The sequence below is a fragment of the Belliella marina genome (genome assembly GCF_042682445.1).
Taxonomy (GTDB): domain Bacteria; phylum Bacteroidota; class Bacteroidia; order Cytophagales; family Cyclobacteriaceae; genus Belliella; species Belliella marina.
Window position 1 is genome coordinate 112,069 of sequence record NZ_JBHUHR010000039.1, and the last position, 25,259, is coordinate 137,327.

The window sequence follows — 25,259 nt, forward strand, 5'->3', positions numbered from 1 at the left end:
GACTCAGGTTAATATGTTCTGTATTTCTGTTGGCTCTCCCTATGTGATAGCCAATACGATCATGCCAGTCATGATGGCAATCCCAAAACTCAGAAGTGTGCCAATCAGGATATATTCGGTGAGCTTCCTGTCTTTGGATTCCTTGAGGTCACCAAAGCGGAAGACAGATTTGGCTGCCAATAAAAATCCTATCGCTTCCCACTTACCGATTACCACAAATGTAAATATGAGCAAGCGTTCCAAGATGCCTATGTATTTTCCTGCATTGTCTAGGGATTTGTTTTTGCCGTCGTTGATTGATTTGGACCACTTTGTCATCATCACCTGAACCAATATGCCAGTCACTGCGGTCAGGAAAAGCAATGCCGTGGCGTAGATCCATACACTGGTATTTTCAGCCCAAGAGCTGATATCCAAAGCTGGGTTGAACCAAAGAATCCATAAAACCAAGATACTGGCAAGGTGCAATACCTGATCCACAACAAACCAGGTCGTTTTATTCCTTTTCTTCTGAAAATACAGCTTGGCCAAGTCTATCAATCCATGGATGACCATGATAAGCAATGCCAAAAGCCAATATTGCAGATTCCAAAATACCAACAAAACCAATAATCCATGGAATAAAATATGGAGGTATAATTTAGTGGATTTGACCTTCTTTTTCTCCTTATCCTGCACCCAAGACTTCGGTTGTAGGACAAAATCCCCTATGAGGTGTGCCAACAAAAGTTTTACAAGTAATATCATTTGATTAGTTTTTGGAGTTTTTCCCGGAATACTTTTTCGATTTTGAGGACTTCCTCGATATTGGATCGGTTCCACCTTCCACTGACCGAGTTCTGTTTGATTGTCAATAATTCACCTATTTCTTCTTGTGTGATATTTGGTCTCTTCAATACGATTTCTACCAATTCAGCAGAGGAAACAGACCAGCTATCCATAAATTTTCCAGCCAATTTCAAGTATAGGTTCATTTCATTGTCAAAATCCTGCCATGGACTTTGAATCGCCAAGTTGGTCTTCTCTTTTTTTAGTTTCTCGAATTTTTCACCTGCATGGATATATGCTGGTCCATTGCTTTCGGATACACGCTTTCCGGAGAAAGTCTTCTCGCCAATCCCGATGGACATGCGGACATCCAATGTGCTTTGGGATTTCCTGCTTTCGCTAGGTTCTATCTTTTTGATGAGTGCTTTTATTTCCAATGCCATCATCAAGGCTTCCCTTGGCTTGTCTATCTCCAATTGGAAAAAATCACCCCATACCAATTCCCATTGCTCAGGAGTATTTCCCCATTGGGATAAGAGCGATTTGAGTGGTTGCAACCATTTTTCCTGATCCAATAGCTTTCTTGAAGCTACGATATCTCCTTTGATTACTGCTATCATAAATACTAATATCGTTAAAATAAGCGATAATTCAAATTATCGTCAAAATAAGCGATATTCATGATTATCGTTGATATATACGATAATTTAAAATATCGCCGATATAAGCGATAATTATCAAGATCAAACAGAGAATGGTTTTTGGGGGAAGGTGATCTATTTCACGAAGAAAGAGGCTTTTAAATATTTGATTTTCAATATGTAAAAGATGTTAGTCAATGGTGTCCTTCTTGGCAATTGTAATCAAAATAATAGATGGTAAATTACTTGGGGTTCAGCTACTTTGATAAAAAAATGGTGAGAATTAGTTAAGTAAATCCAAACGAATAGTCCTACTTTAGTAAAGGATAAGGGGGAGTCACCCTTTATCGGTTATGTGTTTCAAACAATTGAACTCCTGCTACATGATTTTAATGTTTTTGTCCAAGAATTTAGAAACATGGAAGTGAGTTTTGCTCGTATTTTTGGCGGTATAAAGGGAGACTAGTTGGTTCCGAATTGATTACTTTTTTATTTTGATTTTATCGGGATTATCGTATTCAACTGGTACAACAACTTTCCCATGGGTATCGATGAATCCAAATTTATTGTCCTTTTGAATCAAGGCCCAAGAGTTTCCATGGCTTCCAAATTTCCCAATGTTGTCGTACTCAACAGGTACAAGAACTTTCCCATGGGTATCTATGAATCCAAATTTATTGTTCTTTTGAACCAAAGCCCAAGAGATTCCATGGGTTCCGAATTTCCCGATATTGTCGTATTCAATAGGCACAATAGTTTTTCCGTGGGTATCAATGAATCCAAATTGGCTGTCTTTCTGAACCAAAGCCCAAGAGATTCCATGGGTACCGAATTTCCCGATATTGTCGTATTCAATAGGTACAATAGTTTTTCCGTGGGTATCGATGAATCCAAATTGGCTGTCTTTCTGAACCAAAGCCCAAGAGATTCCATGGGTACCGAATTTCCCGATATTGTCGTATTCAATAGGCACAATAGTTTTTCCGTGGGTATCGATGAATCCAAATTGGTTGTCTTTCTGAACCAAAGCCCAAGAGATTCCATGGGTTCCGAATTTCCCGATGTTATCATATTCAATTGGCACAACAGCTTTTCCATGGGTATCGATGAATCCAAATTGGTTGTCTTTCTGAACCAAAGCCCAAGAGATTCCATGGGTTCCGAATTTCCCAATGTTGTCGTATTCAATAGGCACAATAGTTTTTCCATGGGTATCGATGAATCCAAATTTATTGTCCTTTTGAACCAAAGCCCAAGAGATTCCATGGGTTCCGAATTTCCCAATGTTATCATATTCAATTGGCACAACAGCTTTTCCATGGGTGTCGATGAATCCAAATTGGTTGTCTTTCTGAACCAAAGCCCAAGAGATTCCATGGGTTCCAAATTTCCCAATATTATCATATTCACCTGTTTGGGAATTGGAATAATTGACAAATAAGAGGCAGATAAATGGTGTTAAAATAAATTTTCTCATGATAAGTGATTTCGTGTTAAGATCAATATCAGTCTTATACCAATAGGGTATAAGCAATGGAAAAACTTCCGTGATATTTTAGCTTCCTACCTCACAAACTGACTCTCAATGTAGGAGTTAGTCCTAAATCTAGCAATTATTTTTTATATCAATCCAGTTTTTAACTACTATTTCAATTCAAATATGGTTTACATAAAACAGTCAATTGCAATAGCCTAGAAAACTCCCATTAAAAAATGAATAGCTATCGTTAATTTTAGTTAACCCCAATGCATCTTCCTAACAATTTACTTAGTTTTAGTTATGCATTCATTGATAAAGAACAATCTACTTTATTCAAGCCTATTCGTTGCCGGATTTGCTTTGTGCTCTTCCTGTGGAAATGAAGCTGTGAAGGATAATCAAACTACCTTAAATTATGCCATTGATACGGTTTACATAGATTCCAAAAATGAAATTATATACTTAAAACGTAGATTATATACATCTGATTATTCTGATTTCGATGGGATGTTTTATAATCTTAACGACGGAACCAACCAGGTCGAACAAATCAATCTAAATAATTTGGCGCTTGAAAAGATCATTCCTTTCGAGCAAGAAGGTCCCAATGGTACAGGGTTTTGGACTTCTGATCTTAAAATTGCCTCCGAGCAACAGCTTTTTTTAGGGGGAGAACGCTCCGGAATCTATAACTTGAGTGGAAAATTGTTGCATAGATTTGATTGGTATGCTGTTGATAAAGAAAAAGGGGGGCTTTTGGATGAAGAAAGAGTTCATTATCAAATGGTGAACCCCAACTTCCAACATCAGGTTTTTGCAGTTGTTGTAAATGACCAAACCAATTCAGTTTCTCTTAGACAACTGAATAGTTCTAAAAGCTTCATTAACATATACGATATTGACCCCAATGAAAACTACAAAACCTATACTTTAGGAGATTTAACCAATTATAACAATTGGGATCCAAGAGTTCATATTAAAAGTATTCAGGATCATATCATTGTCTCCCACGAATTTGCCAATGATTTTTATGTTTTGTATCCAGTAAATGACTCTTTGATTTCAATATCATACCAATCCTCACTTTTTGAATCAAAAGTAAAGCCTACAACTGAGGGAGATTTGATAAACTCATTTGAAGATCGAAAAAATGCCCTAAAAAGCTATCAAAGTCAAATCGTATATGGGCCATTTGCTTTTGATAAAAAAAATAGACACTATGTAAGACTGTCTGGTTCCATAATATATGGAGATAAAGAACGTGAAGAATATTTACTTCCTGAAATTGACAGTAGCACACTTTACATTTCGATTTTTGATGAGAATTTCAATCACCTCCTGGATCAAGAAATTCCCGAGCTCAAAAGATCAGGAATACCTCAATATTTTATCAGAGCAGGGGAGCTTTGGATGTACCTGAATTTCGAGGATGAATTGGCCTTTGTGCGGATTAAATTTTAAACTAAACTACTATCGACTAAAGACCGATTGTAATGAAATTTGAATTTAGAAGAACCATTGCTTCACCATGGGGGAAATATTATTCATGTTTCAGATGTAGTGTTTATTTTTTTATACCCGTTAAATAGACAATACGACCTTTTCATACTGATTAATGGATAAAAATAAACAAGATCAGCATTATGCCATTTTTCATTGGCAAACATCTCAAGTCTTACCTTGTTAGAAGTCATGTCTCTAAATTGACGTGGAAGATCTTTAAGTGTAAGAACGATGACATTATCCGTTTTCATCTTTTCAAAAAGGCTTTTATCCTTTCGATTGAATATTGGGTCAAAATATTCAATAAGTTTTTCTTGATGCAAACTATTGAGTGGCTTCCCACCAAACAGCCAATTGAAAATAGCTTTTTGGTAACCGATCAATTGTTTCTCTAAATCATTGATATTCAATATTCTGTTGTATTTAAGAAGAAACTGACGAACAACACTGTCAAAAACTATATGCCCATTTTTGTGCATTTTCAACAAACGCAGGACTTTGACCCTGTCACTTTCATTGGGATAAAGACAGATTAGTTTATCTCCCTCAAAGCAAAAACCATGAAAAAGATTTTGGGGAACTTTGACAATGATGTAATAGTCTTTTACAAAAATACCAAGATCATTAGACGCCTGTTTTAAAATATCGGGAAGTTGGTAAAGGATATCGCTCGTTCCTAGGACATTAAAAAACTTTATGGTCAGCAAATAATGTTTTTTATCTAGCGAAACGACGTAATTGTCCTGAGTAGTTGAATTGTTTTTATCTATATTCATATTAGTTAAGTGAGGCTGTTTGTTCAGTCTTTAATTGGGAGGGTACGATATATCATGTATTGTTAAGTATTGTTTTTCACTAGCATTCATAAAGTAAGTTTAATAACATCTGGTTTTGAGTAAAAGTTGTTGAAAGGGATGAATCCGTAAATTATAAATAATTTCAATATATGTATATACGCTACTTTACCACTAGCCAAACATAGTTTCTCCAACAACGGATTTTCATTACTGTTGACTGTCGTCCGTTGACACTCGTGGCCGTGGCGTAGTTGACGATTATCCGCAATATGATGGTTTGCTTACTTCCTTACTGGCAAAGTAACGGATTATCATATTTCTCTTTCAAAATATATTTTCTTCCAAACTCAGTTTCTGTAGCATAGATTAAATATCCTATATCAAATAGTTTTGTAAGATTATAAGTACAAGCTGTTTGAAAATTGTATCCATCCCATTCGGGTTCTAATCCAAATGCCAGACAGTTTTGAATGCATAATTCAATGAAATCCAACCATTCTTCCAGATCAACAGCTTTCCTTATTTTTGTCAGTGTTTTTATTGGGTCATTCAGTTCTTTTTTGTTCAATGAAGAAGGATAGTATTGCCATGGTAGATCTCTAGCGCTACTTGTGTTGGCATAGATTTTTTGAATTAGATTTTCAGAATATTTCCCCTTAAGGTGTTTGAAATCACTCTTTTTTTCTTCCACCAGATACAAACCAATGATAGCCTCACAAATGAGTTTTGAGAAAAATACCAAATTGGAAGGGTCTTTCTTAAAGGTACTTTTAGGTTGTTTGGAAATCGATGATTCAAGGAGTTGGGAAATGCGCTTTTTCATATAAACCAAATCACCCAGACCATAAACACTTTCCAATATTTCCAATGGATCAGATTCCTCTGCAAATAGGATCCAATCGTGCGTTGTTTTAATAGTTTTCATCCTCAGGAGTTTTAAATTGAAAATCTCGTACATAAATTAAATAACATGCTTCCAAAAAGCCTTCAAATAAATTGGCATCTTCTATAAGGTAATCATCATAACCATTTCTCAATGAGTCATCACTGATGCAAAACTCCATTAATATATTCCAATGCTTAATCCATTTCTTCAAGGACTTGTGATAAAAAAACTTATTGAGAAATAAGCATGGGTTCTGAATCTCCGATAATTCCAATTTATTTGGAATCAATTTGAGTCTATCTACCAGATTCCGATTTAAAGTCCTTTCAGAAATTAAATCCTCCCATTTTGGATCAGCTATACAGGATGTTTGGTGGTTCTTGAAAAGAAAATATCCGGCAAAAATCAATTTTGAGAATAGACTTCCAATATAAAGAATATTGGCCGGCGAATTTTTTGGGATATTCATTTCATAGGCCATACTATTCTCGATTATCATATTGAGCTTTTTTTTCCAACGATCAGCATCAGAAAATTCAAAAAAGACTTCTTTTAGATAAGATTGACAATCTTCTAGTGTTTGACAATTGTTCTTGGATGGAAATAGTTTGAAGAAAATATCCATAGAGTTAAAATTTTATGTTTCTCATACAATTTCATCTAAATATATTTTCTAAGAAATTCCTTTGATGGATAAAATATTCAAAATTGATACCTGGAATAAACTCGTTCTATTTCTTCTTTTCCTATATTTTTATAGCAAAGAATATTTGATTGAACATCAATATTAAAATAGTTTTGAAAACCATGTTATCTCCTCTGTAAATAAGTTTCTGTAATGAGGATTTGGTTTTGCTAAATGTAGAGGGAATGTTCCTGATTGGGCTGAATGAAATGAATATGGAAGGGCGGTCTAAATTAAAAATGATAGAGTCTACCCATGAATTACCCGCTTCCTCTGACGTATCATATGATGAATTATGGTGTGCTTGATATGGATGTAAGGAGAGGTGCGAATGAGTTCAGTGATGAAGATAATGCCATTAATAAAGCAATAGTAGAGAGTAAAACACCTTTTTGAGGAAAAATAGAACTTCCCTTATCATCAACAGAACCCTGTCACAAAAGTATTTGGTCGAAGAGCTAAATAGGGATTTGAGGAGGTAGGAGGGAGTTTTAGAAATTTAGTTTGGATCTGAAAATACTAGATTTGAGACTCTGCATCTTTAGCAAATGGGGACAACTAATTATCTTATAACTTCTAATCAGAGAAGTAAAATTATCATTTAATTCATGTAATAGAGATTTAACTTTTGATTAATCAAAAATTTAAAATCAATTCTAAATACCCTTCCATCAAAACAAACCTTCCTGATTCTCAGAAAGGCTTATTTCCTTATTTATCCAGCATCTTTTTCATGATTTCCACCTTCTCTCGCTCTGATTCCAGCAGGCGCTCATAGAGCCTTTTGTTTTCTTCCAATGATTCAATTAGCTTATCAATGGGGTTAAAAGTAGGGTTGTGATTATAAATTAATCCTGTTGCATTATCGTGAGAGGTGAAGGAATTAGAAATAATATTTACTGCTTTCTCTTCATTAAAATTTTTAATCGCCTCAACTGGCACCTTTAAAATCTCCGCAACCTGACTTAATAACTCCTCCTCAATTTCTTCTTTTTGCTCAAGAAGGCTAATCTTCTTCTGAGACCAGTCTTCCCCCAGTTCAAATGCCAAGACTTCCTGTTTAATGCCCATCATTTCCCTAAAGCGCTTGACATTTCTGCCGTGGTGGATCTTCTCTTTCATAGTTTGATTTATTAGAAAGGGAAATTAAGAAATTCTACCCAAAATATTAATAGACACATTGATTTTTTACTCCTAGAAATAGACAGTGGAAGCCAGTGTTGGCTGAATATCGGCCTGAATAATTTATTCCTTCATTTGAATATGATATTCCACAGTGGAATAGTTCATCCCGGAGGCATTCATGAATTTGCATCAGAAACAAGCCAGTCAATTTCATGGGCAATTCCTTAAATCCCTGATTTCAATAGAGGCCTTTCGCTAATAGCGATGCTTCATGGCTTGTAATCTAATTGTGGTTAAGACAAAATATATTCCTATGGAAATTCAAATCTTAAAATCCGATCAAGATCTAGCTGTACACTTCAAAATCTTAATAATGCTTTTGGTTGATAAATTCCAACCAACCAGGATCATTTCTTTCGGGCAACAAACACTTCAAAATCAAATTGAAGGATGTTTTGGCAGCAAGGAAGTAAAGCACCAACATCATTGTTTATTGATATGTACGGAATCCTGTACGAGAATAGATTATGAGATTCAGGATTTTGTCAATGCACATTATAACAATGGGCAAGTAACTATCATTTGTCATGGGGAGAGTACTATAAAAGAAGGAATTGATTCCAATAATCGATTTTTCATTACCGTTCTAACCAATGGAAAACCGGTTTACACTAAAGATGGATTTTTTAATGTTGATCCCATTCCAAAATTTAACCCTGATGGTTCTATGGAAAAGGCCACTAAACACTTTTCCCATCGAATTTCACTAGCAAATGGATTTTTTGAGTGTGCCAGGGAAAGTCTGGCAAAAGGGAACTATAACATCACAGCTTTTTTACTACATCAAGTAGTTGAACAATCATGTATAGGGCTAATCCGAGTACATATTGCCTACAGATCAGAATTTCATAATATCTACCGCTTATTGGGCTTGTGCAGGAGCTTTTCAGATGACCCATTTAATATGCTCGTAGGAGAAAAACCTTCTGATCGTAGACTTTTTGATATTCTAAGTAAAAGTTATGGTAAGGCTAGATACGCTTCAGAATTTTCTGTCAACCGAAAAGATGCAGAAGAGCTATATGAGAAAGTTTCATCATTTATTGAGTTGGTGGAATCTATGTGTAGAAATAAAATTAAAACACTGTCAACCTTAACGACCTCTGAATAAAGACTTAAAACTTAAATATAAAAATTATGGACAAGCAGGTACAAATTATTGACGAGAAAAAATTCTTTAGACTACCATTTGAGAAGGGCACATTTTGTCTAAAGGAAGATACTTTGAATGCAAATTCAAAATTCAGAAATCCATATGACTACTATCGAATTGAAATATCAAAAGTTAGGTTTAGAAATGAAATTCTTACACTTTCTATAAAATTGCCAGATGAACCCAAGAAGCTAGTCTATCTTAAAGTTACAAAAGAAGTACTTCTAGTAAGCTGTAACTTTGATACAGATCAAACCTACTTAAGTAGATATGCATATTTTGCCTTATGGAGTCAAATGCTGTACTCTGGGACAGCCAACTTTGAGGAATATTATTGGCCTGATTTCTTTGATCCAAATACAGGTAGGAGTAAGTATCTTCAAATTATTAATGATAGGAGAGGGTTTGATGTATATTTAAAATCAAAGTATCCATCATTTTACAAACCAGGCGACACAATGCTTGAATTGCAGCGTGATCTGGAATTACCAAAAGTAGAAACGAACCAAAGAGACTTTCCAAAAGACCTATCTATTACTGACAAGGTTATAGGTTTTACGCTAGCGGATACAATCTTGAGTTCTTATCATTCAAATCATTATCCATTTTTAGTCGCTTTCCATGGAATCCTTTCCAAAGACAGGGAAAGGATAAAGAATTTTACTTCATTTATTTTAAATGAAAACGACACAGAAGGTTTGACTTTAAGTCAATCTCAAGAAGAACTCTTAGTAATCTGCTTAAAAATGCGGAAATTAGCGCCAGTAAGCAATGCAGACTGGCAGAATAAATTTTTACCAAATGACGAGGAAATAGAAAAGGGTAAGCTACTTTTCCTATTATGGCATCATGCTTATAAGCTCATTTTATCACAAAAGCATACTTATTTCTTCCATACAAGAGGATTGAAGTATGTGAAAGGAAAACCTAGCAGATCTTGGTTGACACAATGTGAGTTCATGCAAGAGATTCCACAATTGGCAATAAAAAAAATCGATAAAGGAGAATATTATCAAATAGAACTACTATTCAGGATTAATGGGAAATTGAATATCCCTCAATATCCAAGCTTAGCCTTTTTTATAAGATCCAAAACCAATTGGCTAAAAAAATACCTATTGGGTAGTTATAATGACTACTTAATAGTAACCTTTTTTGCAAGAACACACTATAAAATGGCAGTTCTTAAGTGCCATTATGAAGGTGACTTTGGAGATTTTATGAATAGACTTTCAGAGCAATATGAAATTATAGATTCTTGAAAATTCATCCTTGAAATAAATCCAATCTGGGATTGTCTGAGGTCCAATAAATCCGTAAAATCTAGGTGAAGCCTATTTCCCAATACAAAACTTACTAAATATATTGTCCAACAAATCATCAGTCGTGATCTCACCTGTGATCTCTCCAAGATAATGGAGTGACCTTCTGATATCCATGGCCAGGAAGTCATTGGTGATTTCATTGTCCAGACCTTCTAGTACATCGAGTAGGGATTGGCGTGTTTTGACCAAGGAATCGTAGTGGCGAATGTTTGTGACGATTGTATTTCCTGTCCTGAATTTATCCAAATTCACCAATTCCAAAACCCTGTTTTTCAGAGCTTCCAAATTCTCTTTTTGCCCTGCGGAAATAAAAATGGTATCAGGAAATTTACCTTTTAATTCATTGATAAATTGTGTGTTAGACTTATCTGTCTTATTTGCTACTTTAATAAAGGGAACCCCTAATGTCTCAAGGTTTTCGACATCCCTATTGATCTCTTCCATGCTGGAATCTGTCAAATCAAACAGGTACAAAATCAAGGAAGCTGTCTTCATTTTCTCTTGGGTTCGGCTCACACCGATAGATTCGATCACATCGGTAGTCTCCCGCAATCCGGCAGTATCGATAAACCTGAATATCACTCCTCCAATATTGATCTCGTCTTCAATAAAATCGCGGGTTGTCCCGGCAATCTCTGAGACGATGGCTTTTTCTTCGTTCAGAAGCGCATTGAGTAGGGTGGATTTTCCAGCGTTTGGTTTCCCTGCGATGACGGTAGGCACCCCATTTTTGATGACATTCCCCAAGTCAAAACTGCTGATCAACTGCTCCACAACACGAAGCAATTTCTCAACCAATATTCTTAAATCATCTCTACTGGCGAATTCTACGTCCTCTTCAGTAAAGTCCAACTCCAATTCAATCATGGAAGCAAAGTGGATCAATTCAGCTCGAAGTTTGGATATCTCTCCACTAAACCCACCTCGCATCTGATTCAAGGCTGCTTGATGGGAGGTCTCTGAATCAGCATGGATCAAGTCTGCTACAGCCTCAGCCTGGGCCAAGTCAAACTGGCCATTCAAAAAGGCCCTTTGTGTAAATTCCCCCGGCTTGGCTGGCCTTGCACCGCTCCGTACCAGCAATTTGATTACTTGGTTGACAATGTAGGATGAACCATGTGTGGAGATTTCTACCGCATTTTCTTTGGTAAAAGATTTGGGTGCTACAAAAAGAGACACCAATACCTCGTCAATGATCCTATCTCCATCACGGATAGTTCCAAAATGGATGGTGTGGGAATCTTGGCTTTCCAGGTTTTTGCCTTTGAATACACTGTTGCAGATCTTAATCGCATCCTTTCCGGATAGTCTTATGACAGCTATGGCTCCAACGCCTTGTGGGGTAGCCAAAGCTACGATGGTATCTTCTTTTTCGTGTAGGGAAAACATACTTATTTGGTAAATCGCTTAACTATTCCTTCCAGCCCTTCAATAAATGGTTTCGGCTGTCTAAACCCTGGCAATTGGGTGATGTTTTCCATTGTTGCATCCATGATTACGAAGTTGGGGTAGGAGGTAACCCGCATTGTTTTGGCCATGCTGGCCTCGGAATACTCTTTTCCTTTAAATGTAAACTTTTGCTCTTCCCGCTCTGCGTGTAACTTGACCGCATAAAAATTCTCATTGACATAGGCGATTACATCTTCATCGGTGAAAGTCTCCTTGTCCATTTTTTTGCACCAGCCACACCAGTCGGTATAGACATCAACCAAGATCATTTTCGGACTGTTTTGGGTGGCCAAACTAGCTTCTTCGAAAGTCATCCAATTGATTTTTTCTTGGGCAATGGAGGGGAGGGATAAAATAAACCCGAGGTAAAATAGAACGCTTAATCTTTTTTTCATATTTCAAATTTATAAAATTCGATTCATTTTCCTCTAAAAACCCATGCCATATACAGTAAGTTCAAGAAATAGGTCTGGATTTTTTGTACAAAGTACAAAGAACCAAGTACCAAGTGTTCCTACCAACTAATCCGATTTCATAGGGTAGGATTTGCTTATTTAAAAGTATCAACCTTTCCCTCAATTTTTTAATCTTCCAATTTCTAATCTCGAACTGAAATTTATATATACTTTTTATTTTCCCACTTCTTCGACCATAATCGGGACGAGACCTCTCCTGCCGTCGAGGTGACTTAGTCGTAGAAAGCACACTCTTGTTTCTTGTGTCTTCCTCTTTCCTCTTGACTATCGCTTCTCTCCTCTGGCATCATCCTACACCATTACCAAAATATTCCCTGCTACATCTTTGGACATAAAGATCGTTTTTTTGTTGTCGACCAGGATTTCAATCGATCCATCAAACTCTACTTTTTCCAATACCTTTATCCTTGCACCGATGTAGGCGCCAACCTTGTCCAAGTATTTCAAAAAGGCCGCACTGCTGTCTTTCACTGCTACGATTTGACCGGTGCCATTAATGTCGATTTCATTGATCGGTAGGCGAGGGCGGGAGCGGACATCGCCATATTCATCAGGGATAGGATCGCCATGTGGATCAAACTTCGGAAAGCCTAAATACTCATCCAAACGCTGGATCAATACACGGGATTGTACATGCTCCAATTCATCAGCTACCTCTGCAACTTCGTCCCAGGAGAAGCGAAGTTTGTCAACCAAAAACACCTCCCACAGCCGTTGTTTTCTGATGGTTCCCAATGCAAATTTTTTGCCTTCTTCGGTAATATGAACCCCATAATACTTCCGGTATTCTATCACCTCTTTTTCTCCAAGTTTCCTAAGCATATCACTTACCGATGCAGGCTTGGTTTTCATTTCAGCGGATATATCATTTGTAGAAACCCCCTTGTTCCCAGCCTCTGACAGTTGGTAGATCGCCTTCAAATAGTTCTCTTCTGCGTGGGTCAGTTTTGTCATATAAGTCTAACGTTTGAAATGCAAAGATAATGTTTTAGACGACACTAAAAAATAATTTATTCAAGCCTAAAACTCGTGTGGATAAGTCAATTTCAATTGTGTTTAGTGTTTTAGCTTAATCTAAAATATAATTTAGATATGTTTAAAAAAGTGTGTAATTTGCATTAAATCAGATTGATGTAAAATAATCTCACCCCTTGGTTAGTGTAAGTTCATGCGAAAACGTCAGTTTCCCAATCGGAAAAATCGGTTTCCATTTGGGTACAAAAGTGGATAAATCAATTTTGCTATGTGGATAAATGAAAATGGGTTTTCATTTTGAAGCAACAGTCCGATGGTTGTCAAATGGGCTTTCCACAGTAGGGATTGCAGCAGAAGGGAACTGATAGAGATATGATGATTGGTGGGTGTTTTTTCCAAAATTCCTTTCAATAGAATGCGGAGTTTTTGACTTTATTTTCCCTAAAAGAAGGTCAATATTCGGTAAAGGAAACCGATTAGATCTTGACTTAAGTTTCCAAAAAAATGATTCAGAACAGCACCTAAATACTATGAATCTTCCAATTCAAAAATCTTTCTAAATTCAATCATCCAAATATTTGACTATGACCCCAAGGAGTCTTTGGTTTTCATGTTCATTCCAAAATGGAAGACCGTCCATGCCACCGGTAAAGAATGGTCTTGCGACAATTTCATCCAGGTGTTTTTTTACCGATCCCAAATCTGAAAACTCCACCTCGACTCCTGCTTGGTACCTATCGGACAGACTAGCCCACTTTGGGTTTGGGCTATGCAAAAACGGTTTTCCCAATGCCAAACTTTCGTACAGTTTACTGGGAACTTTTGGACTGATGCTGGGGATTTGATAATAGGGTAACATGATGATATCACTATGCTGATAAGCCACCAAAATCTCTGGGTATGTAATGGCAGAATCCGAGATTTTTGCTTGGATTTGGGGAATACCTTGGATGATTTTATCTAGTCCAATTCTGTATGATTTCATTGGACAATACCCAATTATTTTCAATCGCAAATTGGGTTGGTGCTTTAGTGCTTCTGTGAACCAAATGATCGCCTCTTTTATACCATAGACTTCCGTGATGGTGCCGGATATCAAAAAGGTGAGACACTGACCCTGTCTGTATTGCACCGGTAATATGGGCTTGGGTTTACCAGGGAACTTATTCTCCAATACTGTAAACTTATCGATGTATGGAAACTCATGTCTGTAGCAGGATTCTGCAAAAAAATAATGGTCAACAAATCTATGGGCTAGTTTTTCGATCCCCCTGATCCAATATTTGGCCACATGTCTTTTCCATCCCTTTTGGGTTTGGTTCTCTTGGATATTTAGACCATAATTTTCCTGGACATCATAGATCAACCGAAATCTCAGTATTGCTTTTATCAAAACCGCAGCTGGCAGCAATTCATAACTTGTGACTATCAGTATTTTTGGTTTCGTTTTTTGGATGGTTTGAACAAATTTCAGGGAGACCAGCAACCGTTTCCAATGGGTTCTATTCTTATCAAACAGGGTAAAAAAGCTTATATCTTTTTCATTCGGGACATTTTTTAATGAAAATCCTATGATGTTAAGGTGGTATTTATTTGTTTCACGCAGCGAAAGGCCAAGACGGTAGTAAGCACGTGCGTCTTTGAGAGGTTTGAGGACTGATGCGATAGCAACATTTGGCTTTTTCATCAACAAATTTGAATTAAATAAAAGCGAAACTAACAAATAATATGGATTTACAGACAATCATTGAAAACGCATGGGACAACAGGGAGTTGTTGAAAGAAAAGGATGTAGAAATCGCCATCAAATCTGTCATTTCGGATTTGGATCTCGGCAAGTTGCGAGTTGCCGAACCTCTTGAAGATGGATCTTGGAAAGTGAATGATTGGGTGAAGAAAGCTGTCATTTTATATTTCCCTATCCAAAAAATGCAGACAATAGAAGTGGGTCCATTTGAATTCCATGATAAAATGGCTTTGAAAACCAACTATGCCAAGCAAGGGGTTAGGGTTGTACCACATGCAGTAGCGAGATACGGAGCATATTTGGCTTCGGGAGTGGTGATGATGCCATCATATGTCAATATAGGTGCCTATGTGGACAGTGGCACGATGGTTGATACTTGGGCTACCGTAGGTTCTTGTGCGCAGATCGGCAAAAATGTACACTTGAGCGGTGGTGTAGGTATTGGAGGAGTTTTAGAACCAGTCCAAGCAGCTCCGGTTATTATCGAGGATGGTGCGTTTATCGGTTCAAGGGCGATTATCGTAGAAGGGGTAAGAATCGGCAAAGAAGCGGTAGTAGGTGCGGGAGTTACCTTGACTGCCAGTTCCAAAATCATCGATGTCACTGGTGCGGAGCCTGTAGAATATAAAGGCTATGTGCCTCCAAGATCCGTTGTGATCCCAGGTTCTTTGACCAAAAAATTCCCTGCCGGTGATTTCCAGGTTCCTTGTGCCCTGATCATTGGCCAAAGAAAAGCCTCTACCGACCTCAAGACATCTTTGAATGAAGCTTTGCGTGAGAACAACGTAGCGGTTTAATTATTATTGAAATCAAATTTATGAGTATTCAGATTCGAGTCTATTTAAGTATTTTATTATTGGTTACGTCATTTGCCTGTGGAAGTGCTTCCAATGATGGTGATGACCTCTATGCTTCGGGAAAGTACGAAGAAGCAATCAAAGCTTATGACAGTTACCTTTCTACTAAGCCAAAAAATGTAAAAGCACTCTATAACAGGGGGCGTTCACATGAAGAATTGGGCAATATTGAGTCGGCGGAAAAAGATTTCCTGACTGCATTGGAAATTGATGCGAACAATGTCCAGGTAATGTTGAGCTTGTCCAATCTTTTCCAGAAGCAAAAGAACCATAGTTCTGCATTGCTGTATGCAGATAGGGCTGTTGAGACTTCTGGAGCACCTGCCATGGCTTACTTTATGAAAGCGAGGGCTTTACATCAATTGGGAAATACAGAAGAAGCTCTGAAAGAATATAATGCAGCGATCAAAATGGATAAAGATTTTGGGCAAGCTTACTATAACCGTGGATTGTTGAAATTGGCAACCGATAAGAAAAAATCAGGCTGTGAAGATCTGAATTTGGCTATCAAGCTCAACTACGAAGCTGCTTCTGAGGCTTTGGCAAAATATTGCAAATAAACTTGAATAGAAAACTAAAAAAAGGGTGTCATTGCGACACCCTTTTTTTATGGCAATTCAATTTCCTTATTTCGCTTTAATGTGGCTTCAATCTGTTGAAAACCTGGGACAAATGTCGCGGCTCTTCTTTATGGTCACAGATCTTGTCTGATTGTAAATGCCCACTACCTTGACAAGTCCTACAGGCGCTTGTTTCGAGTTTGGAGCCTTCACAGGTAGGACATGTCAACCTTCCATGCCCCTCACACCTTTCGCATTCAAAATATTCGATGATGTTGAATACATTTCTTCTTGTGATAAGACCAGATCCAACACATTTGCTACAACCAACAATACCTTTTGCCTTGCAGTAATTGCAGTCTTGTTCCAAATGTTTGGTTCCTTCACAGGTAAAACACTCCTGATAACGATAGCCCCTGCGATCACATAACCCACAGGCTTTGATGGCATTTAGATGGTTTTCCAAAAGCTTTTCCAAGGCTTTGGCTTTTTCATAATTATCACCTTTGAATCCATTCAGTTCAAGGTATTTGTTAAGGAAATTTGCACTGTTGTCAAATTGTTCCAAATGGTACAGAGTCTCTGCAAAGTAATAGGGCATTTCCGGTGGGATAGGCAAATTTGAATCAATAATCTTACGAAAAGAAGCATTGGCTTTCTCATAATCACCGTTTTCCATTTGTTCCATTGCACTGTTCATAATTCTGGAAGAACCTCCCAAGCTGGGCTGTACCTGTGCAGAGACAGTGTGGAACCATAAAAATGCAAGTATTACAAAAATATATTTTCTACTGTTTTGACTTGGGTTTAATTTCATTCGTATACTCTTTGGCTATTGAAAGGACAAATTAATCAGGATTGCATCATAAATCAATATTTTGGATATAATTCACAGACGTTTACTTTAGTTTAATTTATTTCTATATGTATTTCCGCATTCTTGCACGTAGCCTAACAATAGATTGTTGAATGTCCCATTAATTTATGTTGACTACGCCGTGGTACAGGTGTTAAACTGTTGACCAGGGCACAGAAGCACATGCTGTTGACGAGTATCTGCAACTTACTAAAGGCTCTTCTCACCCAAGGTGCATCATTGCGGATACTCATATAAAGAAGTATAAACCAAGCTAAAATCTGTAATTTTTATGATTAATCTTCTTAATATGCAGAAATAACAGAATTATTTTTATAATTTAATAGATCAAAATTTTGATCAAAAACCTATTCCCTATGAAATCGAGACGTAAATTTTTAATCCATTTAGGTACAGGTCTAATTCCAGTTACTTTTGGTTTTACACCTGACTCATTGTTGTTCAAAACAGATAATCCGCCAAAAGACAAAAAATTACGTGTTGCATTGATGGGGCTTGGAAGCTACGCCAATCGAGTGGCTGATGCAATGAAAGATTCAAAGTACGCGAAGGTTTCCGGAGTGATCAGTGGTACTCCTTCCAAAATAGCAGACTGGAAAAAGCGCTTTGATATCCCTGATAAAAACTGTTACAACTATGGGAATTTTGATGCAATCAAAGATAATGATGAAATAGATGCTGTCTATATCATCACGCCAAATGCGCTGCATCATGGCCAGTGTCTCCGCGTAGCTGCTGCCGGTAAGCATGTGATTTGTGAAAAGCCAATGGCTATCAATGCCAAAGAAGGCCAGGAAATGGTCGAGGCTTGTGATAAAGCAGGTGTTGAATTGCTAATAGGTTACAGAATGCGCTTTGAAGCCAATACATTGGAAATTGTGAAAATGCGGGAAGCTGGTGAATTCGGGGAAATCAAGTTTTTTCAAGGATTGTCAGGTTTTAAAATCGGTGACCCCAACCAATGGAGACTAGATCCCAAATTGGCAGGTGGTGGTGCGATGATGGATATTGGTATCTATGCCATCAATGGGACAAGGTATATGGTAGGGGAAGAACCTATTTGGGTGACAGCGCAGGAGGTTAAAACTGATCCCATAAAATTCAAGGAAGGTGTGGATGAAACCATTACTTTCCAACTTGGATTTGAAAGTGGTGTAGTCGCTTCTTGTCTATCCACCTACAGTATGAATTATCTAGATAAATTTTTCTTGAATGGAACGAAAGGTTTTGCCGAATTGAAACCTGCCACCGGTTATGGTCCTATCCGTAGTGAAACGCATAAAGGCAGGTTGGATTTACCACATATCACCCATCAAACCAAGCAAATGGATGAAATGGCTAAAATTATTCTTGAAGGAAAGAAGCCTACAATCCCTGTGGATGGAAAGGATGGCTTGAAGGATTTGAAAATTATCGATGCCATATACCAATCAGTTAAACAAGGGTCAAAAGTCATGTTAGACCTATAATGATGATTATTCATTTTGGAATAGGACTTGATCTATCAATCTCTGTTCAATTTGAATAGTAGTCAATTTATATTATCTGCCCAATTCATTGCTTGCTTAGATTGAATAAAAGATTTGAATTGGGTTCAGGATCTGATGTTTATTTCCCATTGGAAAAAACGGTAGAAAAAGAGGTTCTATTTCTGGTAAAAAACAATAACCTTTGTAGGAATCTTGAGTGGCAAAAATGTTGAAAATAGGAATTATAGGTGCTGGTGCGGCAGGTTATTTTGCTGCGATCCATGCAGCAAATGCGAATACACAGGTAACAATCTTGGAAAAGACATCCAAATCTTTGGCAAAAGTGAAAATTTCTGGTGGTGGAAGATGTAATGTGACCCATGCAGCCTTTGAAATCGCCCATTTGATCAAAAACTATCCAAGAGGTGAGAAGTTTCTTAAGAAAACATTTCGGCATTTTGCAGTAACCGATACGATAGATTGGTTTGAGTCGAGAGGTGTGAACCTCAAAGTAGAGTCGGATGGAAGGATGTTTCCTGTTTCTGATAACTCTGAATCCATCATTCAGGCTTTGGTTGGTGAAGCCAGCAAAAAAAATATCAAGGTTCAATATAATTTTACGGTTAACAAAATTGAATTTTTGGACAATCAGTTTTGGGTTCATTCCAACCAATATAAAGAAAGTTTTGACAGGCTTATCATTTGTACTGGTGGGGCACCTAAAGTTTCTGGCTTCAACTTTATACAAGAACTTGGACATGAAATATCAGAACCTATACCTTCTCTCTTTACTTTCAATACCCCCCAGGAGCCTATTCGTGAGTTGATGGGGATCTCTGTACCTGATGCTTTTATCAAGCTGGAAGGGACAAAATTGGCTTACCAAGGACCATTGCTAATTACACATTGGGGACTCAGCGGACCGGCAGTACTCAAGCTTTCTGCCTTTGGGGCACCTTGGTTATTTGATCAAAAATACAATGCCAAAGCACAGATCCGATGGGATTCAACTTGGACGGAGCATGGGATTTTAAGCAATTTGGGCAAGTACAAAAATGAGCATCCCAAAAAGAAAATAGATTCAAACCCATTGTTCGGCATGCCCGCAAGGTTGTGGGAACACATAGTAGGGAAGTCTGAAATTGAACCAGGTTTGCTGTGGAATGAAATTCCGAAAAAAAACCTAAACAAATTAATACAGAATCTTTTTTGCTATATTGTGGCAATTGAAGGCAAGACAACTTTCAAAGATGAATTTGTAACTGCAGGTGGTGTTAAATTAAATGAGGTGAATCCAGAAACTATGGAAAGCAGACTACTGCCAGGTTTGTATTTTGCAGGTGAGGTGTTAGACATAGATGGTATTACCGGAGGGTTTAATTTTCAATCTGCCTGGTCTACGGGCTATTTGGCCGGAATCAATTCCCATAAATCTAACAGTAATGCATAAAATCCCACCACTTAATTTCGATAGGATTGACGAAATGGCAGAAGGTGATCTTGAGTTTAGAACCGAACTGATAGCCGCTATCCATACCTCATTGATAGAATTGAAGGAAGTATATTTAGAGGGTGCCGAGAAAAATGATGGTGAAATCATCCACTTGATCAGACACAAAGTGAAACCGACACTGGCACTTTTTGAGATAAATCCCCTTAGCCAGATCATCAATGACGGGAAAAATATTATAGCCGAAAAAGGGTTCGGTCAAGAGTTTATGGAACATTTGGATGCTTTTTTGGACGCTTGGCAGGAAGCATTTGATTTTGTAACCAAAAAAATGAACGAATGAGCCATACAGGTTTGAAAGCATTATTGAAGTAGGTGATACATATTCCCGATTAGAAGAATACTTACTGGTATTGGGTTGCAGATTGATATGGTTTAAAAAACCATTCCAGAATTGAGATGGGAGTTTTTTATCACGATTCAGTTACTTTTTACTTTCATTTTTGTTCCTTTACTTTTCCCACTCACAAGAAATCGGGAGGATTTTGAGCAATATTTTCAGCATGTATTCTGGAAAAAACAATCTAAATAAATCGTGTTTTAATGTTATTTGTGAGAATAATGTAGTTTATTTGTTTATACAGTTTGTTTAGCCTCTTTCCTCTTTCACACCCCAGCTTTCACTCCTAAGCTATTTGGTCGACTTTTGTTTGTTGCCCAAAACTCCACGCAGTCCGATAATCTTCACTTTTGTTGGGACTATAGCCGCAAGGATGATTCATTTTCAAATCGTATTTGGAAATTGGCTTCTCGATAATTGATATATAGCTCGGCTTAGTACCGTATAAAAGTATTTTCAAGCTAAAACCAATTCAATATGAGAAAAAAAATACTGATTTGTAGTCTTTTAATCTTTACTTTTCAATTAAAAAGCTTTGCCAAAGTCTCCAAAACAGAGGGGGATTCTACAGAAACGGTTTATGGTTTTCCATCTCTTTTTTCCTCAAAACTACGGGGTACTGACAAAGGAAACCTTGAATTTGGAAATTGGGCACTACAAGAAACAAATCCAGATACTTCTTGGGTAAAAGTAGGTGGAGCTTTTCGCCTAAATGCCATATGGACACATTATGAAGGAAGTACGGCACCTCTTGGAACTTTCGTCCAAAACGAAATGACTTGGGATACTTGGTGGATTGAAGTAGATGCATATAAAGATGGTTTGCAGTTTGCCTTTCAATATCGTTTTTATCCCACTTTCAATACACATTTTATCAAGTATGGTTGGGTAGGCTACCGTTTTAAGAAGCATAACAATTTGCAATTTGGCGTAACCCAAGTTCCTTTTGGCTTGTTGACATATGCATCCCATAATTGGTGGTTTCAATTGCCCTACTATGTTGGTTTGGAAGATGATCACCAGATTGGATTCAATTATACACGTGAGTCAAAGGACTGGACGTTGAATGCGGCTTATTTCCTCATGAGTGAGCCTCGTGGGACCAATGAGTTGACAAATGGAGCATTTTCTACTGCACGCTACAGTTATGATGTGGTACCGATAGAGGGCAATCATAATATTGAAAGGCATCAGTGGAATATTCGGGCGGCAAGACGGATTGGGAAAGCTGAAATTGGGCTTTCATTACAAACCCACCAGGTTTACAATCAAGAAACTGCCCATGTCGGAAGAAATTATGCTGCCGCGATTCACTATGAACAGGACTATGGTCGGTGGAATCTCAAAACCCAAGGGCTTTATTACGCATTTGAGGATGTGCGTGATGATAATGGCAATACTTTGGACGTAGTCCAAATGGGGGCCTATGGATTTGGCACCTACGATGTGGCAAGTAGGGCAGCCATGTATTTGGTGGGCATAGCCTATGACATCCCTGTATCCTGGGGACCTATTAGCAATATTCAATTGTACAACAATTATACCTTGATGCGCAAATTTGGTAAGGTCACAATTGGGAATGAGCAGGTTCCTTTTGCAAACACCCAACAAAATGTATTTGGGTCTTTGGTCACAGCTGGACACATATATTGCTATTTTGACATTGCGCGAGGAATCAATCACCCCTGGCTTACTGGGGCATTTGGAGGCAATGCACTCGGGACAGGACGTGGGATACAAGACGTCAGTCAACCAGTAGGAGTAGACAATCCCATAGATCCTAAACCTGGGTGGAATACACGCCTTAACATTAATTTTGGATACTACTTTTGAGGCTATTTATGTATCACCATGAGGTAAGTAAGAATTTCTGGACATACTTTTCACTTGGGAAAGGTGTTTGGGATTTGACGATAAGATTCAGTATAAACCATGACATTAATGTCATAAAAACTAAGATTGATTATGTCTAAGAAGTATTTCGATATTCACAAGCCTGTTTTCTGGCCTGCCATAGCTTTGATCGTACTTTTTATTTCAGTAACCCTCATAGTAGGGGAGCCAATGGAAAAATATTTTGGCTACTTTAAAGATTGGGTGACAGCGAAAACAGGTTGGGTGTTTATCATCACAGTAAATGCATTCGTGATATTCTGTGTGTATTTGGCATTCAGTAAGTATGGAAACATCCGCTTAGGTGGCAAAGATGCAGAGCCTGAGTTTACGACAGCAGCATGGTTTGCCATGCTATTCAGTGCAGGCATGGGTATCGGACTTTTGTTTTGGGGTGTTGCAGAGCCAGTTTTTCATTACAAATCCCCACCCTTTGGAGAAGGGGGAACTGTGGAAGCTGCTGAAAAAGCAATGAATTATACATTTATGCACTGGGGATTTCATGCTTGGGCAATCTATGCATTGGTTGCTTTAAGTCTTGGCTTTTTTGCCTTTAACAAAGGACTTCCACTTACGATCCGTTCCGTTTTCTACCCTATACTTGGAGATCGCATATATGGTTGGATTGGGGATGTCATTGATGTATTTGCGGTTTTGGCAACCCTTTTCGGATTGGCAACGTCCTTGGGCTTGGGTGTCAAGCAGGTTGGGGCAGGGATTGCTTTTCTCACTGACTTGGAAAACACTGTCTGGCTACAGGTTGGTCTTATCGCCGGTATTACTTTGATAGCCACACTGTCAGTTGTGTCTGGAGTGGACAAAGGTGTGAAGAGACTCAGTGAGTGGAATATCCGTATCGCAGCTACCTTATTGGTTTTTATTCTGATAGTAGGGCCGACTTTGTTTATTTTTCGCTCTACCATACAAAACATTGGCAATTACCTAACGAGTATCATCCAGGTTTCCACTTGGACTGAAGCTTATCGAGACCAAGGTTGGCAAGGAGATTGGACAGTTTTCTATTGGGCCTGGTGGATTTCATGGTCACCATTTGTAGGCATGTTTATAGCACGTGTTTCCAAGGGACGTACTATCCGTGAATTTATTACAGGAGTACTCCTGATCCCTAGTTTTCTAACCTTCTTCTGGTTGAGTGCAATGGGTGGCAGTGCAATATTCCTGGATTTACACCGTGAGGGTAGTGTATTGGCTGATAACATTATCAAAGATGAGGCTACAGCGCTCTTTGTCTTCTTGGGTGAGTTTCCGCTGACTACTATTGGATCCATTGTGGGGATAATATTGATAGCATCCTTCTTTGTGACTTCTTCTGATTCCGGCTCATTGGTAATCGATAGCATAACTGCCGGGGGAAAACTTGATGCTCCCGTAGCGCAGCGGATATTCTGGGCAATTGCTGAAGGTGCTGTAGCAGCAGTACTGTTAATAGGGGGTGGCTTGAAAGCCTTACAGACTGCCACCATCACTACCGGACTTCCCTTTCTGTTTATTTTGGTGGTGATGGCATATGCCTTGAGAAAGGGACTCCAGCAGGAATTTGCAAAACAGCAAATCCTTAGCCAAGAGAAAAGCCGAAAAAATTATGAGACAAAATTGGCTGAAGTTGTTTGGAATAATATCCAAAAGCGAAACCAAACCAATAAGCCAGGTTCTTCCGATAAAAAATGATTGATATGAAATACAAAATCGAACGTATAGCTCTTTTGGCTGATCTCAGCTCGATGGATGAGCTATTGCTGATGTACATCAAAAAACTTGATAGTCTGTTTGATTTCAAACAGTTGGACATCATTCATTGGTTAGAAATTGAGGATTTGCCTCCTGGTCTGCGTGAGACCTTAGCATCCCAAGGGCGCAATTTGACAGATATTCTATCTGAAGAATTGGCTGAGAAGGTCGAAAGTCAGTTTGGACCAGACAATGCATCAATACATATCCATATACGGCAGGAAAAAACGGTGAGCGAATTTATTGCGCATATTGATTCTGTATCCTATGACCTCATGATGCTAGGCAAAAAAGGCTATTATGATGGTTCGGGTACTTTGAGTTCCAAGCTTGTGCGTTTGAGCAAAACCCCCTGTTTGTTTATCCCTGAAATGGCACGTCCAAACTTTGATGCCATTTTAGCTCCCATCGATTTCTCCAAGTATAGTCCACTGGTTGTAGAAATGGCAGCTGCCTTGGCTAAACAAGCAGATTCATCCCTGGAATTGCTGCATGTAATCAAATTGTCAATGCAGTTTTTCCCTTATATCAAAGACCCAAAGGATATCAAAGTGGAGTTGCAAAAAAAATCCCAGGAGAAATTTAAGCTACTGAAAAAGAAGGTTGGGGAAGTTCCTGATTGCACCATGCTATTTGGTGGAGACGAGCATGTCAGCAAAACGATTTATGATTATGCTTTGGGTAAAGGCGTGGGGCTTATAGTCCTTGGACGAAAAGGCAATAATGATGATAGTGATTTCCTCATGGGGTCAGTAGCTGAGCGCTTGGTCGCCAATGACAAATCCCTGCCGGTGTTGGTAATGAATCAATAATAGTATTTGGATCTTCAATGGGACATGCCATCGAAAAAATGCTCTGTAAAAAGATAACCATTCATAAGTAGGGTTCTCCTTTGCGTCTTCGAATCTTTGTGGCAAAATATTCAAAATCGCCC

23 protein-coding genes are annotated in these 25,259 nt (G+C 38.1%); 11 read left to right on the top strand and 12 right to left on the bottom strand.

The window, feature by feature from the left end:
- Positions 1-39: 39 nt before the first annotated feature.
- The 3 genes from ACFSKL_RS14375 to ACFSKL_RS14385 all read right to left on the bottom strand — a co-directional run bounded on the left by ACFSKL_RS14375 (position 40) and on the right by ACFSKL_RS14385 (position 2,886).
- Positions 40-747, bottom strand: a complete 708-nt coding sequence (locus tag ACFSKL_RS14375; protein ID WP_376887011.1) for a DUF3307 domain-containing protein — start codon at positions 745-747, stop codon at positions 40-42.
- Entirely contained in the window at positions 744-1,388 is a 645-nt protein-coding gene (locus tag ACFSKL_RS14380) for a SatD family protein (RefSeq protein ID WP_376887012.1), read from the bottom strand. The genes ACFSKL_RS14375 and ACFSKL_RS14380 overlap by 4 nt, the downstream gene beginning before the upstream one ends.
- A 502-nt stretch (positions 1,389-1,890) precedes the next feature.
- Positions 1,891-2,886: a WG repeat-containing protein gene (locus tag ACFSKL_RS14385; protein WP_376887013.1), complete on the bottom strand. Its 996-nt coding sequence runs from the start codon at positions 2,884-2,886 to the stop codon at positions 1,891-1,893.
- A gap of 303 nt (positions 2,887-3,189) precedes the next feature.
- Between ACFSKL_RS14385 and ACFSKL_RS14390 the strand changes: the two genes are divergently transcribed.
- Entirely contained in the window at positions 3,190-4,350 is a 1,161-nt protein-coding gene (locus ACFSKL_RS14390; protein ID WP_376887014.1) for a DUF4221 family protein, read from the top strand.
- A gap of 83 nt (positions 4,351-4,433) precedes the next feature.
- Here the strand turns inward: ACFSKL_RS14390 and ACFSKL_RS14395 are convergent, their stop codons facing one another.
- From ACFSKL_RS14395 to ACFSKL_RS14410, 4 genes are all read right to left on the bottom strand, one after another.
- Positions 4,434-5,168, bottom strand: a complete 735-nt coding sequence (locus ACFSKL_RS14395; RefSeq protein WP_376887015.1) for a hypothetical protein — start codon at positions 5,166-5,168, stop codon at positions 4,434-4,436.
- A 310-nt stretch (positions 5,169-5,478) separates the two neighbouring features.
- Entirely contained in the window at positions 5,479-6,114 is a 636-nt protein-coding gene (locus tag ACFSKL_RS14400; RefSeq protein ID WP_376887016.1) for a hypothetical protein, read from the bottom strand.
- Positions 6,101-6,574, bottom strand: coding sequence for a hypothetical protein (locus tag ACFSKL_RS14405; RefSeq protein WP_376887017.1), 474 nt, complete (start codon positions 6,572-6,574; stop codon positions 6,101-6,103). Before ACFSKL_RS14405 ends, ACFSKL_RS14400 begins: the two co-directional genes overlap by 14 nt.
- 897 nt (positions 6,575-7,471) lie before the next feature.
- Positions 7,472-7,882: a basic helix-loop-helix domain-containing protein gene (locus tag ACFSKL_RS14410; protein ID WP_376887018.1), complete on the bottom strand. Its 411-nt coding sequence runs from the start codon at positions 7,880-7,882 to the stop codon at positions 7,472-7,474.
- Positions 7,883-8,198: 316 nt separating this feature from the next.
- Here ACFSKL_RS14410 and ACFSKL_RS14415 point away from each other — a divergent pair, with 316 nt between their 5' ends.
- Both ACFSKL_RS14415 and ACFSKL_RS14420 read left to right on the top strand, forming a co-directional pair.
- Complete coding sequence (locus ACFSKL_RS14415; RefSeq protein ID WP_376887019.1) at positions 8,199-9,056, top strand: HEPN domain-containing protein; 858 nt, start codon at positions 8,199-8,201, stop codon at positions 9,054-9,056.
- Positions 9,057-9,082: 26 nt separating this feature from the next.
- Entirely contained in the window at positions 9,083-10,360 is a 1,278-nt protein-coding gene (locus tag ACFSKL_RS14420; RefSeq protein WP_376887020.1) for a hypothetical protein, read from the top strand.
- A gap of 72 nt (positions 10,361-10,432) precedes the next feature.
- Here ACFSKL_RS14420 and mnmE read toward each other — a convergent pair whose 3' ends face one another.
- The 4 genes from mnmE to ACFSKL_RS14440 form a co-directional block, all read right to left on the bottom strand.
- Positions 10,433-11,812 (bottom strand): tRNA uridine-5-carboxymethylaminomethyl(34) synthesis GTPase MnmE, encoded by a 1,380-nt coding sequence (gene mnmE, locus ACFSKL_RS14425; RefSeq protein ID WP_376887021.1) that lies wholly within the window; start codon positions 11,810-11,812, stop codon positions 10,433-10,435.
- Between the two features lie 2 nt (positions 11,813-11,814).
- Positions 11,815-12,267: a thioredoxin family protein gene (locus tag ACFSKL_RS14430; RefSeq protein WP_376887022.1), complete on the bottom strand. Its 453-nt coding sequence runs from the start codon at positions 12,265-12,267 to the stop codon at positions 11,815-11,817.
- A 372-nt stretch (positions 12,268-12,639) separates the two neighbouring features.
- A complete protein-coding gene (locus ACFSKL_RS14435; RefSeq protein ID WP_376887023.1) occupies positions 12,640-13,302 on the bottom strand; it encodes a metal-dependent transcriptional regulator in 663 nt (220 codons plus the stop codon).
- Positions 13,303-13,885: 583 nt separating this feature from the next.
- Entirely contained in the window at positions 13,886-15,010 is a 1,125-nt protein-coding gene (locus tag ACFSKL_RS14440) for a glycosyltransferase family protein (RefSeq protein ID WP_376887024.1), read from the bottom strand.
- Between the two features lie 41 nt (positions 15,011-15,051).
- On the opposite strand from ACFSKL_RS14440, the gene ACFSKL_RS14445 reads away from it, so the two are divergent.
- Together ACFSKL_RS14445 and ACFSKL_RS14450 are read left to right on the top strand one after the other, a co-directional pair.
- On the top strand, positions 15,052-15,867 hold the full coding sequence (locus tag ACFSKL_RS14445) for a 2,3,4,5-tetrahydropyridine-2,6-dicarboxylate N-succinyltransferase (RefSeq protein WP_376887025.1): 816 nt from the start codon (positions 15,052-15,054) through the stop codon (positions 15,865-15,867).
- 20 nt (positions 15,868-15,887) lie between these two features.
- Positions 15,888-16,487, top strand: a complete 600-nt coding sequence (locus ACFSKL_RS14450; protein WP_376887026.1) for a tetratricopeptide repeat protein — start codon at positions 15,888-15,890, stop codon at positions 16,485-16,487.
- Between the two features lie 76 nt (positions 16,488-16,563).
- Here ACFSKL_RS14450 and ACFSKL_RS14455 read toward each other — a convergent pair whose 3' ends face one another.
- Positions 16,564-17,304: a molecular chaperone DnaJ gene (locus tag ACFSKL_RS14455; RefSeq protein ID WP_376887027.1), complete on the bottom strand. Its 741-nt coding sequence runs from the start codon at positions 17,302-17,304 to the stop codon at positions 16,564-16,566.
- Positions 17,305-17,720: 416 nt separating this feature from the next.
- Between ACFSKL_RS14455 and ACFSKL_RS14460 the strand changes: the two genes are divergently transcribed.
- The 6 genes from ACFSKL_RS14460 to ACFSKL_RS14485 all read left to right on the top strand — a co-directional run bounded on the left by ACFSKL_RS14460 (position 17,721) and on the right by ACFSKL_RS14485 (position 25,137).
- On the top strand, positions 17,721-18,833 hold the full coding sequence (locus tag ACFSKL_RS14460) for a Gfo/Idh/MocA family protein (protein WP_376887028.1): 1,113 nt from the start codon (positions 17,721-17,723) through the stop codon (positions 18,831-18,833).
- Between the two features lie 226 nt (positions 18,834-19,059).
- Positions 19,060-20,283 (top strand): BaiN/RdsA family NAD(P)/FAD-dependent oxidoreductase, encoded by a 1,224-nt coding sequence (locus ACFSKL_RS14465; RefSeq protein WP_376887029.1) that lies wholly within the window; start codon positions 19,060-19,062, stop codon positions 20,281-20,283.
- Positions 20,276-20,626: a hypothetical protein gene (locus ACFSKL_RS14470; RefSeq protein WP_376887030.1), complete on the top strand. Its 351-nt coding sequence runs from the start codon at positions 20,276-20,278 to the stop codon at positions 20,624-20,626. The genes ACFSKL_RS14465 and ACFSKL_RS14470 overlap by 8 nt, the downstream gene beginning before the upstream one ends.
- Positions 20,627-21,160: 534 nt before the next feature.
- Complete coding sequence (locus tag ACFSKL_RS14475; RefSeq protein ID WP_376887031.1) at positions 21,161-22,516, top strand: porin; 1,356 nt, start codon at positions 21,161-21,163, stop codon at positions 22,514-22,516.
- Positions 22,517-22,648: 132 nt separating this feature from the next.
- Positions 22,649-24,265 carry a BCCT family transporter gene (locus ACFSKL_RS14480; RefSeq protein WP_376887032.1) on the top strand — a complete coding sequence of 539 codons (1,617 nt, stop codon included), beginning with the start codon at positions 22,649-22,651 and terminating at the stop codon, positions 24,263-24,265.
- A 5-nt stretch (positions 24,266-24,270) separates the two neighbouring features.
- Positions 24,271-25,137 (top strand): universal stress protein, encoded by an 867-nt coding sequence (locus tag ACFSKL_RS14485; protein ID WP_376887033.1) that lies wholly within the window; start codon positions 24,271-24,273, stop codon positions 25,135-25,137.
- The last annotated feature ends 122 nt before the right edge of the window (positions 25,138-25,259 follow it).